Here is a 16,273-nt window from a genome sequence, read left to right as displayed (position 1 = left end):
AGTTGGAAGCTCACTCAACTTTTCTAAAACACTCAAAAAAACAGCATTCTTTTTAGAGGAGCATAAAAGTTAAAACAATATAAAATGTCTAAAGTTATAGCATATAGTTTATTTTCGGATTTCGATATTGATTTATTCAAATCCGGAAAACACTACAGGTTATACGAAAAGTTTGGTTCTCATATTACAACGGTAAATAATCTAAATGGCACCTATTTCGCCGTTTGGGCACCAAGTGCAAAAACGGTTTCTGTTGTTGGAGATTTTAATTTTTGGAACCCTGACGAGCATCTTTTAAATGTTCGCTGGGACGGAAGCGGAATCTGGGAAGGGTTTATCCCTCATGTAGGAAAAGGAAATCTTTACAAATACAAAATACAAAGTCATCATAGCGATATCGTTACCGAAAAATCAGATCCTTATGCAAGAAGATATGAACACCCACCAAAAACCGCTTCAATAGTTTGGCAGGATGACTATAAATGGACTGATGAAAAATGGATGAAAACCCGTAAAAAAAATAATACACTAAACGCACCATATTCGGTTTATGAAGTTCATATAGGGTCTTGGAAACAACACGTTGAGGAAAATCGATTTTTAAGCTATACGGAACTGGCAGATGAATTGGTAAATTATGTAGCGGAAATGAACTTCACCCATGTAGAATTTATGCCGGTTATGGAGTATCCGTATGATCCCAGTTGGGGATACCAGCAAACAGGGTACTTTGCTCCTACTTCCCGTTTTGGCTACCCTAATGAACTAAAATTACTGATTGACCGATTTCACGAAAAAGAAATCGGTGTTATTCTGGATTGGGTACCATCACACTTCCCTTCAGACGATCATGGCTTGGGTCTCTTTGACGGATCGCATGTATACGAACATCCGGATCCCAGAAAAGGATATCATCAGGATTGGAAAAGTCTTATTTTTAATTATGGTCGTAATGAAGTAAAATCGTTTTTAATTAGTAATGCTATTTTTTGGCTAGATCAATTTCATGCAGACGGTTTACGGGTAGACGCCGTTGCATCTATGCTGTTTTTAGATTATTCAAGAGAAGATGGCGAATGGGAACCTAACCTGTACGGAGGGAGGGAAAATTTAGAAGCCATTCGTTTTCTGAAAGAAATGAATACGGCTGTGTATGAAAACTTTCCGGATGTACAAACCATTGCAGAAGAGTCGACCTCTTTTCCAAAAGTATCCAGCCCTGTTTTCTCTGACGGATTAGGGTTTGGAATGAAATGGATGATGGGGTGGATGCACGATACGTTACACTATTTTGCAAAAGAACCTATCTATAGAAAACATCATCAAAACGAGCTCACTTTCAGCTTAAACTATGCTTTTACGGAAAATTTTATGCTCCCTCTTTCACATGACGAAGTCGTCTATGGCAAAAAATCTATTCTGGATAAAATGCCAGGCAATGAATGGCAGCGGTTTGCAAATTTACGCTTGCTATACGGTTTTATGTATACCCATCCCGGTGTAAAATTAATTTTCCAGGGAGGTGAATTTGGGCAGATTGCAGAATGGAACTTTGAGCAAAGTTTAGATTGGCATTTGCTACAATACGATGTACATAAAGGAGTACAAAACTGTGTAAAAGCATTAAATACATTCTACAAAAAAGAAAATGCGCTATTTCAAAATCAATTTACTGCCGAAGGTTTTGAATGGATTGACCACGGCGATCACGAAAACTCTGTTATTTCTTATATAAGAAAAGGAAAAAATGAAAAAGACCATATCATTGTCATTTGCAATATGACTCCCGTTCCAAGAGAAAATTATCGAATAGGGGTTCCAAAGCCAGGAGTATTAAAAGAGGTGTTTAATTCAGATCATAAGGAGTTTAAAGGAACGGGCAATTATCATCATAAAAAGGTAAAAACAAATGCTATCAAATGGCATCATAGAAAGAATTCTGTTGCGTTAAATCTTCCGCCTCTTGGAATGATAGCTCTCAAGTATATAAAAACAAAATGACACCTAATAAGGTAAATAAAACAAGTCCGTTTTATTTAAGCATACTCAATTGATTGTTAGGTTTGTCATTTTCTGCTTTTGTTTTTACAATTCATCCTGAAAAAAATACAACTCGGTTCTTTTTAGTTTTCGGAATGATGTGCGTACCGGATATTTGTTCCATTAATAACTCGTACTGAATCGTTCCAGTACCAATAAAACAACAATGATGAAAATTTTAGCAACTTTATTTGTAACAGTAATGATGATTTCTTCAAGTCTCATGACAAATAAGCAAAGTATTACAGTTACAGTGACCAATGCTTCGGGTGATAATGGCAAAGTAAGTTTTGCTATTTATGATGAAGCAAATTTTATGAGACAGCCTTTGCAATCTAAAGAAGGTAAAATTGTAGATGGAAAAAGTACCGTAACTTTTGAAAATATAGCTCCGGGGGAATACGCAATTCTTTGTTATCACGATAAAAATGATAATGATAGAATGGACTTCGAATCTAATGGAATGCCTATGGAAGATTTTGGTGCTACAAACAATGTTATGAACTTTGGCCCTCCCAGGTATCAGGATGCAAAGTTTACGGTTACAGATAAAGATCTGACATTTGAAATTAAGTTTTAATGTGTTAATGGAAAGACATCTCATAAAGTTTAATTAAATTTATAGTTTCTTATTTCCTAAGAGCATATAGCACCATGAAAACCCGAGAATTATTAACAATAAAAGGTTTAAAAAGCGGTTTGCTGATTTGTTTAAAGCTGACCATTGCATTTACCATTATTTTTGGGGTTATTTACCAGCAATTAACTTTCGAAGGAATTACTACCACCTTTTTAATTTCGGCAATGTTTTGTTTTGGTTTGGGTTTTGGTAATGGTTTAATTAATATTTATTTAAGCTCCAAGTGGGATTGGGTAACACAAACCAATCAAAGAGTTACCGCGGGCATCATTACAACTGTTATATATACGGTGGTAGTGGTTTTGGCAATCAATTATGTAGTACTTATTGTTTTAGGAGAGACGGACCTTGCAATGTTTTTCAGAGGAAACAATTTATGGGTTCACCTTTTTTATATAGTGCTCTCTCTGGGAGTTTCCACTTTTTTGCATGCAAGAGACTTTATGAAAAACTGGAAAGCAGCCACCTCTCAGGAAACGACCAAACAAGAGATTGTAGCAAAAACAGAAACGGCAAAATTTGAATCTCTTAAAAATCAGTTAGATCCCCATTTTTTGTTTAACAGCTTAAATGTGTTGACCTCTTTAATAGGAGAAAACCCTAATCAGGCAGAAAAGTTTACCACTAAACTATCTAAAGTATACAGATATGTCTTAGAACAAAGAAATAAAGATTTAACCCCGCTGTCGGAAGAACTGGCATTTGCAAAAACCTATATGGAACTGTTGGAAATGCGATTTGAAGATGCGATTAAATTTACAATTCCGGATACGGTTAGTAATGAAGAACTGAAAATTGTACCGCTTTCCTTACAATTACTACTGGAAAATGCAGTAAAACACAATGTAGTATCTTCTCTAAAGCCATTGGAGGTTACCATTTATGAGAAAGACCATTATTTAATTATACAAAATAATATAAACCCTAAAGAAACCATTGGTAAAAGTACCAAAGTAGGTTTGCAAAATATCGCGGATCGTTACGGATTACTGACATCTGAGGGGATTAAAATAGAAAATAATAATAAAATGTTTAGAGTGTGTTTACCACTCTTAAGTAAAATAAATACAATTATGCAACCGGAAGAATTAGAAAACAGCAAATATATACGTGCTGTTGAGCGCGTTGAAAAATTAAAAGAGTTTTATCAAAACTTAGCGTCTTACATTCTTGTAATTCCTTGTTTGGTCTTTATCAATATTTATTTTTCACCGAATTTTTATTGGTTTTGGTTCCCGATGATAGGATGGGGAATAGGAATTATTTTTCATTGGTTAGAAGCCAATAATTATAATATATTCTTAGGAAAGAATTGGGAAGAAAGAAAAATTAAAGAAATTATGAATGAGAATAACAGATCTAAATTTTAAAATGATGGAACACAATTATTCTGAAGAATACCGATATGTAAAAGCACAAAAGAAAGTAAAAGAGATCAAAGGCTTTTATACTCATTTGATAGTAACCATATTTATAATTCCTTTCTTAATTTGGATAAATTTAGAATTTATTCCTGTTTTCCATTGGTTTTGGTTTCCTGCTTTCGGAATGTCGTTCGGGTTGTTTTTTCATTGGTTGAGAGTTTTTGGCTTTGACAAAATCGGACTGGGAAAAAACTGGGAGGAAAAGAAAATTAAAGAATTAATGAGAGAGGATACTGAATGAAGAGATTGAAGGATTAAAAGATTGAAAAAGTTTAAATGAGTTCATTACTAAATATTTAAGCAGGCATTAAAAACAGCATTAAAATGGAAAAAAATTATATACAGGAAGAGCAATATCTAAAAGCTAAGAAGAAAGTAAAAGAGATCAAAGGGTTTTATATTCATCTCTTTATAACGCTATTTACGATTCCGCTTATCATTTGGGTGAATTTGGAATTTTCACCTGGTTTTCACTGGTTTTGGTATGCAACTATCGGAATGTCAGTCGGAATTTTCTTTCATTGGCTAGGAGTTTTTGGCTTCGATAAAATCGGATTAGGAAAGAACTGGGAAGAAAAGAAAATCAAAGAATTAATGGAAAAAGATGCTAAATTAAGACACAAATAATTTTCCGTTATGATACCTAATTGGGATGTAATGGGTTGAAAGATTGAAAAATTAAAAAACTAAAAGATTTAAAAAATGTTCTGATAATACTTCTTGGGTGTCTAAACGGACATTTAAAAAACACGATAAAATGGAAAAAAATTATTTAAAAGAACAGCAATATTTAAAAGCTAAAAAAAGAGTAAAAGATATCAAAGGGTTTTATTCTCATTTAGTAGTTTATATCATCATTAATACCTTTATTAGCGGAATAATTGTATACGGATTATCATATGACAGTGGTAGTGATTTTTTGGAGGTCATAACCCATTTTGGAGTGTATTCTACATGGCTCTTTTGGGGGATTGGCTTGTTTTTTCACTGGCTGGGAGTATTTGGATTTAAAAACATATTAGGAAAATCCTGGGAAGACAAAAAAATTAAAGAACTCATGAAAAAAGATGAAAGAAGAAGGCAGTGATATAGTTTTAAGTTGAAAAGTTATGAGTTAAAAAGTTATGAGTTAAATGATATTTAAATTCACTTTTATACCTTCTAACTTTTCAACTGTCCTTTTTCGAGAAAATTAAGGCGATAATATCTAAAAATCTAACAATGAATAGAGAACCTAATCAAGAAGAAAAAAGGTACATACGTGCCAGAAAACGTGTTGAGGAATTAAAGAAATACTATAAGCATCTAACCGCATACGTTATAGTGAACACCTTACTTTCTGCTTACAGGATAGTAAATGATATAAGAGATGGGACTACTTTTGAAGAAGCATTTTTTGATTCCGGCAATTTTTCTTTATGGCTATGGTGGGGGATTGGTCTGGCGTTTCACGCCTACCATGCTTTTGGAGCAAATTTACTGTTTATGAACAAAGACTGGGAAGATAGAAAAATTAAGAAGTATATGGATGATCAAAGAAAACGGTGAAATGTATATAGTTTAAAGTTAAAAAGTTATTGATACTTAAATCACTTTTATACTTTTCAACTTTCTAACTTTCCAACTGTATTTTTTTGAGAGGAATAAAAGTTTAAACGAATTCAATAAAAAAACAAGTAAAAAGATATCTTTGCAAAATTGATTTGGCAAAAAAGTTCGACGCCCGAAGAAAATTTTGAACCGGAGTAACCTGTTGGTTTTGAGGATTTAAAATTTTCGAGAAGGAATAAATTTGAAGCCAAATCAATTCAAATACGGAATATATCCCTATTTTGCAAAGGTCTCAAAAATGTACATCCGTGAATGTGATTATTATAGAAGATGAGAAGCCGGCAGCAAGAAGGTTGTCCAGAATACTCAAAGAGTTAGGTATTGAAGTGAAAACAATGCTACATTCCGTAGAAGAATCTTTGCATTGGTTTCAGAATAATGAACATCCGGATTTAATATTTTTGGATATTCAACTGTCTGATGGCTTATCATTTGAAATATTTGAAGAAATTCCAGTAAAAAGTGCCATTATTTTTACAACGGCGTACGATGAATTTGCGTTGAAAGCATTCAAGCTAAACAGTGTTGATTATTTGCTGAAGCCGATAGATGTAGATGAACTGAAAATAGCCGTAGAAAAATATAAAAATCAACAACCCAGAGAAACAGATCTACGAGTTCATATTGATGATATAAAAAAGTTGTTAATCAACCCTGTGGATAGAAAGTTCAAAAAACGGTTCACTATTAAAATCGGTCAACGTATAAAAATAGTTCATGTAGATGAAATAGCATGTTTCTACAGCGAAAATAAAGCCACCTATATGTATACAAATCACAAAAGAAACTATCTGATAGACGGTTCCTTGGAGTATTGGTATGAGCAATTGGATCCGGAGCAATTCTTTAGAGTAAACAGAACTTTTATTATACATATAAATGCTATTAAAGATATTATATCTTATACAAACAGCCGCCTAAAATTACTATTGCATTCTTATAACGAAGCTGAGGTTATTGTGAGTAGAGAGCGTGTAAAAGATTTTAAAAACTGGATCAATTAATTTTACATTTACTTAACGTTATTAATATAAATGTTTCAACATTATACTCTATAAATTTAAAAATAGAATACGTATAACATTTCTGTAAAAATCACGTTTATAAAATATCTTTTGTTACCAAAATGAACAGCGTAACTTCATGAAAACATTTTATATTCATACAAAAACTATCTGAACTATTTATGATTTGTATCATTCAAAAAACAATAAAATAACATATGAAGAAAGTACTATTTTCTAGCGTAGCATGCTTACTATTGGCAGTTTCTTTTAGTTGTAGGGATAATAGCAAATACCAAATTGCCAAAGGAAAAGTGGGTTATCTTACCTCAAAAACTACCATAAAAGAACTGGAATCTATTTTTAAAAAAGATTCTATCGTAAAGAATTTAAGTGAAGGATCTTTGGGATCTGATTATTTTCAAGATAATGACGAATATCAAATTTATGAAAAAGGAGTGTAAGCTTCCCCTAATTAGAACTGTTTAAATTTCTAATATTTGATAAATTTATTGTTTTAATTCTCTTGGAGTTAGCCCCAAGAGAATTAATTTCTGCGTATTTTATTGGCGATAATCTACCAAGCCCGTCATGGGGTCGATGATGATTATAATCATACATCCAATCTTGGGTTTGTTCTCTTACTTGGTTAATGTTCTCAAAAATATATTTATCAATAACTCCTCGCCTATAAGTTCCATTAAATCTCTCTACAAATGCATTTTGAGTTGGTTTGACAGGGTGAATATAGGTAAACTCTATGTCATGCATTTGGCTCCATACAGCGGTGATATTAGCAATGAACTCCGGGCCATTATCCATACGTATCTTATTGGGCTTTCCTCTTCTATTAACAAGATCGTTAAGTACCCAAAACACACGATTACTTGGTAAAGAAAAATCTACTTCTATATGTAATGCCTCTCTATTACAGTTATCGATAATAGTAAAGGCTCTAAAACGTCTTTTGTTCTCAAGGGTATCGGTAACAAAATCCATACTCCATGTATCATTAAGATTTTCCGGAACCTCTAATGGTTCTTTCACTCTAGATGGTAATCGTTTTTTTACTTTACCACGTAGAGGAAGTCCTAATGCTTTGTAAACCCTATACAATCGTTTATGATTCCATGGTTTGCCTTGATTACGTAAACGACTATAAGCCTTCCAAAAACCTTCTTCTCAATGTTGAACTGCTTTTTCTTGTAAAGCGAGCTCTATCTCAGTATCGGCTTTGGGTAACGGTTTATAATAATAAACACTCTTGCTCATATTTAAGACTCGGCACGCCCTGCTAATACCATAATGTGCAAGTGTTTTACTTATCGTTCTCTTACGGCAAGGCTTTAAAGCTTTTTTGCAATAACCTCTTTTGCCATTTGATGATCTAAGGCTAGAGAAGCATACATCTGGTTGAGCATCCGGTTCTCACCCTCAAGCTCTTTGACGCAACGTAACTCTCCGGAACTCATCCCGGCATATTTAGAACGCCACTTGTAAAAAGTTGCTGAAATAAACCCATGTTCCCTGCTAATCTCTACAACTGTTTTCCCTTGATCAAACTCTTTCAAAATCTTTGCAAGATGTGAAGGTGAAAATTTACTCTTTCGCTTTGTTTGTCTATTGAAAGTTAAAATTAATCTTTCTAATTTTAAACAGTTCGGTTTTTAGGGAAGATTACAGTTCCTTTAGAATTAGAAGATTATGATTTATACATATCTAAAGGGTATAATAAAAAGCAGAGTTTTGTTGATATTACTACTACCAAATATTTGAAACAAATTGTAGAGAAATTTTCACAGAAAATATCAGATGAAAATTCAATTAATGAATTTAATTCAATATTTAAAAGGTTACAGCAATTTGAAGATTTAGAGGTTGATAGTCAGGAAATTGCAGATCATTTATTAGCTCAAATATTTAGACAGTTATCGCAATTTATTGGTGCTTATCGTCATATATTATTTAACTCAGGTAAAGAATAGCCAGTTAAAAAATAAAATTCGATAAAAATTCATCTAATGAGTAATTCAAAAAAAATATTTATAAGTTATTCTTCAAGAGACAAAGAATTTGTAGATGTTTTGACTAAATCATTAAGCCTTAAAAATGGTATAAGTAATGATAGCTTTATAAATATTGAGTTATTGTTTGATAATAAAATTGTAAAAGATGGAGACAAAATAGTCCCTGATTTATTTTATAGAAGGATAAATCAATGTGATGTGTTTTTATTAATTCTTTCTAATAATTCTATGGTGTCAGAGTGGGTTAAATATGAATATGTTATTGAACTAAATAAGACTATAAATGAAGAAGAAAAAAAAGTTTTTATACCCATTTTAATTGAAGATTTAACAAATGAAGTTAAGAGTATGGTGTCGGTTGATATCCGAAAGCATAAGTATGCGGATTTTCGCAGTCCTCAAAGCTTCCTGAAGCAAATGGATAAATTGTTGAAAAGTATTTTTATTACAGATGAGAAAATAAGCCTTAAATACAAAGAAAAAATCCAAAGACTTATTTACAATTTATCTATAGATCCAAATATTGAAGTTGTTAGACTGAAAAATATAGTTCAACATGCATTGGAGGAGAACTTAATTCAGCATTTTAAGCCTATGAGAAGGGATGTAAATATGTTGAGAAAACTAAGTCAAGCAAGTGAAAGGATTATGACTTTAGAAGCTATTGCAGAGGCTGAAAAAACTGCTAATGATAGTATTTGGGTGATAAGTACACATTTAAATAATGATGTATATGATAAAGAAATACAAGAGAGCATCAAGGAGAATTTAGAAAAACCCATTGAGTATAAGTATTTTGTTCCTGATACCAAACTTATTAGAACACGTATTGAAGAATATACCAAGATATATCAAAAAGCAAATGAACAAAAAAATATTGAAGAACGATTTGTTTTTCTAGATGAGTACAATACTATAATGCCATTCGCAGAAGTTGTTATTTATGATCCCCAAGACCATATGAGCATTGGGGGTATGTACAATTAAACTATGATGATAAAACGACAGATAAAAAATAAGACTAAAAAAAATGACAAGAACTAATCATCATGACCCTAATTATCAAAATGGGGATTTTGACCTGAGTTATCATCTTGAGATGATAAGCGATCCAGAAAGAGTTTCTAAATCAAAAGCAGCTATTGATGCTTCGATTTTTCCAGATGCTGTATTTTGTGAACTTGGCTGTGGAACAGGAATATTTTCTATTTATGCAGCAAAAAAATGTAAAAAAGTTTATGCTATTGAGTATGATAAAAAAATGATGGAGATAGCTAAAAAGAATGGTGTTTTGGATAAAATAGAATTTATACTTGCAGATGCAATTAATGTGAAATTACCAGAAAAAGTAGATGTGGTTTATTGTGAAATGATGTCTATATGGTTAATTGCAGAACCACAAGTAATCGTGATGAATAACATTCTTCAATTTTTAAATAAAAAAGCTACAGTGATACCTAATAAAGTAGTTAATCTTGTTCAAGTTGCAAATACAGATTATGTTCATGATGGTATAGAGATCAAAACTTCAATAGCAGAATTTTCTGGAATTAAAGCTGCTCGGGTTGCTACAGAGTCAAAAGTTGTTAATACTATTAATTTAAAAAAGACGAACCCTGTTGATATTAAAAAAAACAATTAGATTAAAAGCAACAATTTCAGAAAAATTAAATTGTGTACGTCTGTCTTCCATTGTTCAATTTGCAAAAAATATCAATTTTTATAGTACTGATACTTTAATGCCGATATCTACAGTTCCATTATATAAAGAAGTTGAAGTTGAAGTTGAAGAAGGAGAATATTTTTTATTACACATCGAGTATACTCATAAATTAGCCATCCCCTGAAAACTTGATTGATATTTCTACGATGTATTAATTTCACTAGTGTTTTCAAGTCAAATAAAAACGGAAAACTGTTTAAAAAGTTGTATTTTGTTATTGCAAAAAAATCAAAATTGACTTAAAAAACAGTTTAGATGGACAATATACTAACAAAAAAGATACAAACCCAATTGAGTAATTATTTTTCAGCAGATATGGCAATGACAAAACCAGAAAGGCGTTGTTTAAGAGATATGGTTTTAGGGGTTCTAAAATCCAAAACTGTCTTTGTCAATCAAATAGCAGCTTCGCTTAGAGAGTCCTTAAAGCTAAAAGATGTTTGCAAACGTCTTTCAGCTCAATATTTAAAGTTTGATTACGCAGATAAAGTTCTTGATTCTCATCTTAGATTAGCAAGTTCTAGTATTTCAAAAGATGATTTTATATTGATTGGTGGTACTGATATTAGCAAGAAACACGCCAAATATATGGAGGGTTTAGAGTTTGTGAAAAATGGAGATACAGGAACAATAGGTCTTGGGTACAATGTTCTGAACATCAATGCAATTAACATTCATAATGAGATAACTCCTCTTTATAGTAAAGCATATAGCTATGAAATGGGAGCATTAAGTAGTAATAATGAGATAAAGAAAGCTGTTAGATCTGTTAAAGAACATCTAGAAGATAAAGGCTGTTGGGTTTTTGATAGAGGAGCAGATACTACTATTTTGAAAGATTTCTTTATCAGTAACTCTTCACAAGCTATTATTCGCTTAAAAAAAAATACATCTCTATTATACAAACAAGAACAATATCAAGTAAATCAACTAGTCAAGAAAGTGAATTTTTCAATAACTCAGACAGTAGTCAAAATAAAGAAAGACAAACCTGTTCTTGTTGATTATGAATTAGGAGTTGTTCCAATAGGCTATAGTATAAAAGGAACTAGTTATCCATTATGGCTAGTAATTTCAAGAAACAAAAAACATGGAGGTCTTTGTTATTTAATGGTAAAAAGTAATCTATCTAGTGCTATAGAAGTAGCTAAATGGGCTTTTAAAGGGTATGGATTACGTTAGAAAATAGAAGAATATCACAGACACATAAAACAAGAATACAAATTGGAAGACATACAAATGAAAACTTTTGATGGAGTACAATCTATGCTCGCTACACTTACAGTGGCCATGTTTATGATTTACAAAAAAATGAAAGCATTACATTTTAATTTGTTACTAGACGCTGGATACAACTACCTTAACAAGTATACTATTAGAGAACTTACAAACTTTATATACTATAAAATATCAAAAGTAGTCTCAATTTTATTGATGCCTACTAGAATTAGATGGAAAATAAACACCAACCCGCCTAAAGATAATAGCGGGCAAACCAATTTATTATTCAGCTAAAAAAAACAGGGGATGGCTAATTGTTTTTTATGAATTTTCAAATGAAAAAATTCATGTACTTTTGCTATGAAAAATATAAAGCACAACAGATGAAGTTTTTTATTGATACGGCAAACTTAAATCAGATACGGGAAGCTGAAACCATAGGCATTTTAGATGGAGTAACGACCAACCCTTCTTTGATGGCTAAAGAGGGTATTACCGGTAAGGAAAATATTCTCAATCACTATAAAGCCATTTGCGATATTGTTGAGGGCGATGTATCAGCAGAGGTTATTTCCACGGATTTTGAAGGAATGGTAAAAGAAGGGGAAGTATTGGCAGCATTAAGCCCTCAGATTGTGGTAAAACTACCTATGATTAAAGAAGGGGTAAAAGTGTGTAAATATTTTTCTAATAAAGGGATTAAAACCAATGTAACATTGGTTTTTTCGGCAGGTCAGGCGTTGTTGGCTGCCAAAGCAGGAGCAACATACGTATCGCCATTTATCGGAAGGTTAGATGATATCTCTACCGGTGGTTTGAATTTGATTGCGGAAATACGTCAAATTTACGACAACCATATGTTCGAAACGGAAATTCTCGCTGCTTCAGTACGCCATACCATGCATATTATAGATTGTGCCAAACGGGGAGCTGATGTAATGACAGCACCTTTAAGTGCCATAGAGGGTTTATTAAAGCATCCGCTTACGGATATTGGTTTGGCTAAATTTTTAGCAGACTACAAAAAAGGAAATTAACATAGAATTCATCAAAATTGAAAATGGTGAAAGCTAGTGTATTATTTATTTGCTGTGGTGGTATTCACAATGACTCATTAATAGTATTTTAGCCTTAATAATTTGCAAACTTTTTCGACTTTGCAACTAAAAAAATGTATCCTAAAAAACAACTTGCGCAATTAGTACTTTCTGCTTGCCATCATTTTAAAGCAACCATTGCTGTTATCTCTCCGGGATCCAGAAATGCTCCGCTAACTATTGGCTTTTTTAACCACTCAGGTATTGAAACCTACAGTATTGTGGATGAGCGTTGTGCAGCTTTTTTTGCATTGGGAATTGCACAACAAAAACAACAGCCTGTTATTGTTTTGTGTACTTCAGGGTCTGCACTATTAAATTATTATCCTGCTATTGCCGAAGCATTTTATAGTCATATTCCCCTGGTAATTATTTCTGCAGACAGGCCCAAACATTTGACAGATATCGGAGACGGGCAAACCATTAGGCAAGAAAATGTGTTTAAAAACCACATTCTTTATGCTGCTAATTTGGCGGATGATAATGAATCGATGACGTTCAATATTTGGGAATTACAGAATGCTTTTCAAAATATGTATACGAAAAGGGGACCGATACATATCAACATTCCTTTTGATGAGCCCCTATATGAAACAGTACCGGAATTACCGGAAAATCAATTCTCAAAAGTTATTTTAAAAGAAAAAAAAGAGGTCGAAATTGATTATGCCGAGTTGGTCAATATATGGAATTTAGCTTCCAAAAAACTCATCTTAGTAGGCGTTCATTATCCAAATAAGGAGGTGGAGAAAATGCTAAACAAGATAGTGGAAGATTCAAGTGTTCTGATATTTACGGAAACTACCTCTAATGTACACAACAGCCGATTTATAAATGATATTGACAACCTTATTTTTTCTTTAACCGATGAGCAATTTACAAATTTAAGCCCGGACATTTTGCTCTCCTTCGGAGGGTTTGTAGTTTCTAAAAAAGTCAAACGGTTTTTAAGAAATTATCAGCCAAAGCACCATTGGCATGTTAGCGAATTAAAAGCACCGGATACCTATTTTTGTTTGTCAGAACACATACAAACAGCACCCGTTACTTTTTTTGAACAGTTTTTAAAAATAACCCAGTCCTTGGAAAGTGATTATCAAAAAGATTGGCTGCATTTTAGAAATCATATTGATAAAAAGCACAAAGAATATTTACAAACGGCGCCCTATTCGGACTTAAAAGTATTTGAGAGAGTATTAGCTGTAATTCCTGATAACACACAAGTACATTTTAGCAACAGTGCCGTTATTCGTTATTCTCAATTATTTAAAATGAATAGCACTCTGAACGTATTTTGCAACAGAGGAACCAGCGGAATAGACGGAAGTACAAGCACTGCTGTCGGGGCGGCGGTTGCCTATAGTGGAAACACAACACTGATTACCGGAGATTTAAGTTTTTTCTATGATAGTAATGCATTGTGGAATGCATATATCCCAAACGATTTTAGAATCATCCTGATAAATAATTCAGGAGGCGGAATATTTAGGATTATTCCCGGGCCTTCGGCAACCAACTCATTACATTTTTTTGAAACACCACACTGTTTAACAGCAGCACATCTATGTAAAATGTTTAATTTTAACTATGGCTTTGCATCAGATATAGCATCTGTTGATATTCAATTAAGAAAATTCTATCAGAAATCAGATCGCCCGAAACTACTGGAAATAGCTACACCCGATAAAGACAATGACAAAATATTAAAAGAGTACATCAACTACATTATACCAAAATGAATACTAAAATGGTCTAAAGATTGTGTAAGGAAAATTTCAAAGTTTGAGTTATTTTAGTATTCATTTTGGTATTAAACCCGAAACAAGGTAGATATAACTATTGAAGGTCAGCCTGCCTTGAGTTGGAATTTACCGTTTTTCTAAAACCCGTTCTATATTTTGATAAAATAAATCTGCATTTGGATCATCAGGATTCATTTTATTATATGCCCTTCTGTATATCTCCAAAGCTTTTTTATAATTTTTCCCTGTTTCATAATAGAGGCCTATATAATAGTCCCCCAAATGAGATTTTGGATACACATTTAAAATCATTTTACCAAAATCATCCAAATAATCACCATCCTCTTTATCGATAATAATATTTTCTATGGCAAAAATATCCTGCTCTCTAATTCCAATATTTGATCCAAATAAAAATTCAATATTTAAGTATTTGGTTTCCAGATAAGTAATAGCATCCCTTTAGATTAGCAAATAGAAATAATTACTTAAAATAAAAACATAATAGTTATGATGAAATTTCTTTTTTTGCTTCTTTTTTTCTTTGTTAATAACTCTTATTTTGTTGATAACCAAAAACACAAAAGAACGGAGTGAACTTTAGCGGCCAGCTAGCTTTTTAGAGCCATCCCCCGTATTAGTCTCCGTTCTTTTTAAAAGTTACTTAGAACCATATAGAATTTCAGTTTCTGCCCTTATTAAAGGTCTTAGTTTAAGTAACTATTATTAATATCTAATTACAAAATTATGAAAACAAATGAAATTATCGGAATCGATGTCAGTAAATTATTAATTGATGTTTGTATCTATTCTAAACAAATTGTTCAACAGTTTGAGAACAGTAAATCTGGATTTAAATTAATGCTAAAGTGGAGTTTTAAAAATTCGTCTTTCTCTAAAGAAGAAACCATGTTTGTATTTGAACATACAGGAATGTACTCTCATTTATTATCTGTGTCTTTAACTGAACAAAAATTATCTTTTTTCATAGCTTCTGGTTTAGAAATTAAAAGATCTATTGGTATTGCTCGTGGAAAGGATGACCAAATTGATGCCAAACGCATTGCTCTATATGGGTATCGATTAAAAGAAGAACTTAAACCCAGTAAGCTACCTAAAAGAAGTATATTACAACTAAAAAGTCTCTTATCTTTAAGGACAAAACTTAACAAACAAAGAGCTGGTTTTAAAGTTACTTTGAAAGAACAAAAAAGAATTTATAAAGCAAAAGAGTATAAAATAATCTTTGACGTTCAACAAAAAATGATTGCAGAACTAACCAAACAAATACACAAGATTAATACTCAAATGCAAGCTATTATTGACCAAAATATAATGTTAAAAGAAACCTATAAACTTGTTACTAGTGTTAAAGGTATAGGAATGCAAACTGCTATAATGATGATTGTGTTTACTGACAATTTTTCAAAATTTGAAAACTGGAGAAAGTTTGCCTCTTATTGTGGTGTTGCTCCTTTTCCTTACCAATCTGGAACTAGTATTAAAGGACGTACAAAAGTCTCTCATTTGGCTAATAAAAAATTGAAAGCAATTATTAATATGTGCGCTATTTCTGCTATACAACATAACCCAGAAATGAAATTATACTATCATAAAAGAATAAAACAAGGCAAAAGTAAAATGAGTACCGTTAACATTATTAGAAACAAATTAATAGCAAGAGTGTTTGCCGTTGTCAAACGACAAACACCCTATGTAGATACTTTTAAATTTGCTGCATAAA

General features: G+C 32.1%; 17 protein-coding genes and 2 pseudogenes. 17 read left to right on the top strand and 2 right to left on the bottom strand.

Annotation, left to right across the window (positions count from 1 at the left end):
• Window positions 1–84 precede the first annotated feature (84 nt).
• From glgB to GKR88_06540, 9 genes and pseudogenes are all read left to right on the top strand, one after another.
• A complete protein-coding gene (gene glgB, locus GKR88_06580) occupies window positions 85–2,001 on the top strand; it encodes a 1,4-alpha-glucan branching protein GlgB (GenBank protein ID QMU63993.1) in 1,917 nt (638 codons plus the stop codon).
• Between the two features lie 208 nt (window positions 2,002–2,209).
• Complete coding sequence (locus GKR88_06575; GenBank protein QMU66657.1) at window positions 2,210–2,620, top strand: DUF2141 domain-containing protein; 411 nt, start codon at window positions 2,210–2,212, stop codon at window positions 2,618–2,620.
• A gap of 74 nt (window positions 2,621–2,694) precedes the next feature.
• Window positions 2,695–4,050 (top strand): histidine kinase, encoded by a 1,356-nt coding sequence (locus GKR88_06570; protein QMU63992.1) that lies wholly within the window; start codon window positions 2,695–2,697, stop codon window positions 4,048–4,050.
• 4 nt (window positions 4,051–4,054) lie between these two features.
• Complete coding sequence (locus GKR88_06565) at window positions 4,055–4,345, top strand: histidine kinase (GenBank protein QMU66656.1); 291 nt, start codon at window positions 4,055–4,057, stop codon at window positions 4,343–4,345.
• A gap of 83 nt (window positions 4,346–4,428) precedes the next feature.
• Window positions 4,429–4,731 carry a histidine kinase gene (locus GKR88_06560; protein ID QMU63991.1) on the top strand — a complete coding sequence of 101 codons (303 nt, stop codon included), beginning with the start codon at window positions 4,429–4,431 and terminating at the stop codon, window positions 4,729–4,731.
• 130 nt (window positions 4,732–4,861) lie between these two features.
• On the top strand, window positions 4,862–5,191 hold the full coding sequence (locus GKR88_06555; protein ID QMU63990.1) for a hypothetical protein: 330 nt from the start codon (window positions 4,862–4,864) through the stop codon (window positions 5,189–5,191).
• A gap of 134 nt (window positions 5,192–5,325) precedes the next feature.
• Window positions 5,326–5,652 carry a hypothetical protein gene (locus tag GKR88_06550; protein ID QMU63989.1) on the top strand — a complete coding sequence of 109 codons (327 nt, stop codon included), beginning with the start codon at window positions 5,326–5,328 and terminating at the stop codon, window positions 5,650–5,652.
• Window positions 5,653–5,963: 311 nt separating this feature from the next.
• On the top strand, window positions 5,964–6,719 hold the full coding sequence (locus tag GKR88_06545) for a response regulator (protein ID QMU63988.1): 756 nt from the start codon (window positions 5,964–5,966) through the stop codon (window positions 6,717–6,719).
• Between the two features lie 257 nt (window positions 6,720–6,976).
• Window positions 6,977–7,177, top strand: a pseudogene (locus tag GKR88_06540) (hypothetical protein).
• A gap of 13 nt (window positions 7,178–7,190) precedes the next feature.
• On the opposite strand, the pseudogene GKR88_06535 reads toward GKR88_06540, so the two are convergent.
• A pseudogene (locus GKR88_06535) lies at window positions 7,191–8,356 on the bottom strand (IS3 family transposase).
• A 135-nt stretch (window positions 8,357–8,491) separates the two neighbouring features.
• Between GKR88_06535 and GKR88_06530 the strand changes: the two are divergent.
• The 7 genes from GKR88_06530 to menD all read left to right on the top strand — a co-directional run bounded on the left by GKR88_06530 (window position 8,492) and on the right by menD (window position 14,526).
• Entirely contained in the window at window positions 8,492–8,704 is a 213-nt protein-coding gene (locus GKR88_06530) for a hypothetical protein (GenBank protein ID QMU63987.1), read from the top strand.
• 36 nt (window positions 8,705–8,740) lie between these two features.
• Window positions 8,741–9,733, top strand: coding sequence for a TIR domain-containing protein (locus tag GKR88_06525; protein ID QMU63986.1), 993 nt, complete (start codon window positions 8,741–8,743; stop codon window positions 9,731–9,733).
• Between the two features lie 43 nt (window positions 9,734–9,776).
• On the top strand, window positions 9,777–10,388 hold the full coding sequence (locus tag GKR88_06520; GenBank protein QMU63985.1) for a methyltransferase domain-containing protein: 612 nt from the start codon (window positions 9,777–9,779) through the stop codon (window positions 10,386–10,388).
• 336 nt (window positions 10,389–10,724) lie between these two features.
• The gene (locus GKR88_06515; GenBank protein QMU63984.1) at window positions 10,725–11,651 is read left to right on the top strand and encodes a hypothetical protein; all 927 of its coding nucleotides are present in this window, start codon (window positions 10,725–10,727) and stop codon (window positions 11,649–11,651) included.
• A 57-nt stretch (window positions 11,652–11,708) separates the two neighbouring features.
• The gene (locus GKR88_06510; GenBank protein QMU63983.1) at window positions 11,709–11,984 is read left to right on the top strand and encodes a hypothetical protein; all 276 of its coding nucleotides are present in this window, start codon (window positions 11,709–11,711) and stop codon (window positions 11,982–11,984) included.
• Between the two features lie 89 nt (window positions 11,985–12,073).
• Entirely contained in the window at window positions 12,074–12,727 is a 654-nt protein-coding gene (fsa, locus tag GKR88_06505; protein QMU63982.1) for a fructose-6-phosphate aldolase, read from the top strand.
• 134 nt (window positions 12,728–12,861) lie between these two features.
• Complete coding sequence (gene menD / locus GKR88_06500) at window positions 12,862–14,526, top strand: 2-succinyl-5-enolpyruvyl-6-hydroxy-3-cyclohexene-1-carboxylic-acid synthase (GenBank protein QMU63981.1); 1,665 nt, start codon at window positions 12,862–12,864, stop codon at window positions 14,524–14,526.
• 129 nt (window positions 14,527–14,655) lie between these two features.
• Here menD and GKR88_06495 read toward each other — a convergent pair whose 3' ends face one another.
• Window positions 14,656–14,859 (bottom strand): hypothetical protein, encoded by a 204-nt coding sequence (locus GKR88_06495; GenBank protein QMU63980.1) that lies wholly within the window; start codon window positions 14,857–14,859, stop codon window positions 14,656–14,658.
• A 417-nt stretch (window positions 14,860–15,276) separates the two neighbouring features.
• On the opposite strand from GKR88_06495, the gene GKR88_06490 reads away from it, so the two are divergent.
• Window positions 15,277–16,272: a transposase gene (locus GKR88_06490; protein ID QMU63979.1), complete on the top strand. Its 996-nt coding sequence runs from the start codon at window positions 15,277–15,279 to the stop codon at window positions 16,270–16,272.
• Window position 16,273 lies beyond the last annotated feature (1 nt).

The sequence above is a fragment of the Flavobacteriaceae bacterium genome (genome assembly GCA_014075215.1).
Lineage (GTDB): Bacteria > Bacteroidota > Bacteroidia > Flavobacteriales > Flavobacteriaceae > Polaribacter.
The sequence above is the reverse complement of the archived record's forward strand: the minus strand, read 5'-3'. Positions and strand labels throughout refer to the sequence as shown.

Coding starts and splice junctions, on each gene's coding strand:
- glgB (QMU63993.1), top strand. CDS start 85: ATGTCTAAAGTTATAGCATATAGTTTATTTTCGGATTTCGATATTGAT.
- GKR88_06575 (QMU66657.1), top strand. CDS start 2,210: ATGAAAATTTTAGCAACTTTATTTGTAACAGTAATGATGATTTCTTCA.
- GKR88_06570 (QMU63992.1), top strand. CDS start 2,695: ATGAAAACCCGAGAATTATTAACAATAAAAGGTTTAAAAAGCGGTTTG.
- GKR88_06565 (QMU66656.1), top strand. CDS start 4,055: ATGGAACACAATTATTCTGAAGAATACCGATATGTAAAAGCACAAAAG.
- GKR88_06560 (QMU63991.1), top strand. CDS start 4,429: ATGGAAAAAAATTATATACAGGAAGAGCAATATCTAAAAGCTAAGAAG.
- GKR88_06555 (QMU63990.1), top strand. CDS start 4,862: ATGGAAAAAAATTATTTAAAAGAACAGCAATATTTAAAAGCTAAAAAA.
- GKR88_06550 (QMU63989.1), top strand. CDS start 5,326: ATGAATAGAGAACCTAATCAAGAAGAAAAAAGGTACATACGTGCCAGA.
- GKR88_06525 (QMU63986.1), top strand. CDS start 8,741: ATGAGTAATTCAAAAAAAATATTTATAAGTTATTCTTCAAGAGACAAA.
- GKR88_06520 (QMU63985.1), top strand. CDS start 9,777: ATGACAAGAACTAATCATCATGACCCTAATTATCAAAATGGGGATTTT.
- GKR88_06515 (QMU63984.1), top strand. CDS start 10,725: ATGGACAATATACTAACAAAAAAGATACAAACCCAATTGAGTAATTAT.
- GKR88_06510 (QMU63983.1), top strand. CDS start 11,709: ATGAAAACTTTTGATGGAGTACAATCTATGCTCGCTACACTTACAGTG.
- fsa (QMU63982.1), top strand. CDS start 12,074: ATGAAGTTTTTTATTGATACGGCAAACTTAAATCAGATACGGGAAGCT.
- menD (QMU63981.1), top strand. CDS start 12,862: ATGTATCCTAAAAAACAACTTGCGCAATTAGTACTTTCTGCTTGCCAT.
- GKR88_06490 (QMU63979.1), top strand. CDS start 15,277: ATGAAAACAAATGAAATTATCGGAATCGATGTCAGTAAATTATTAATT.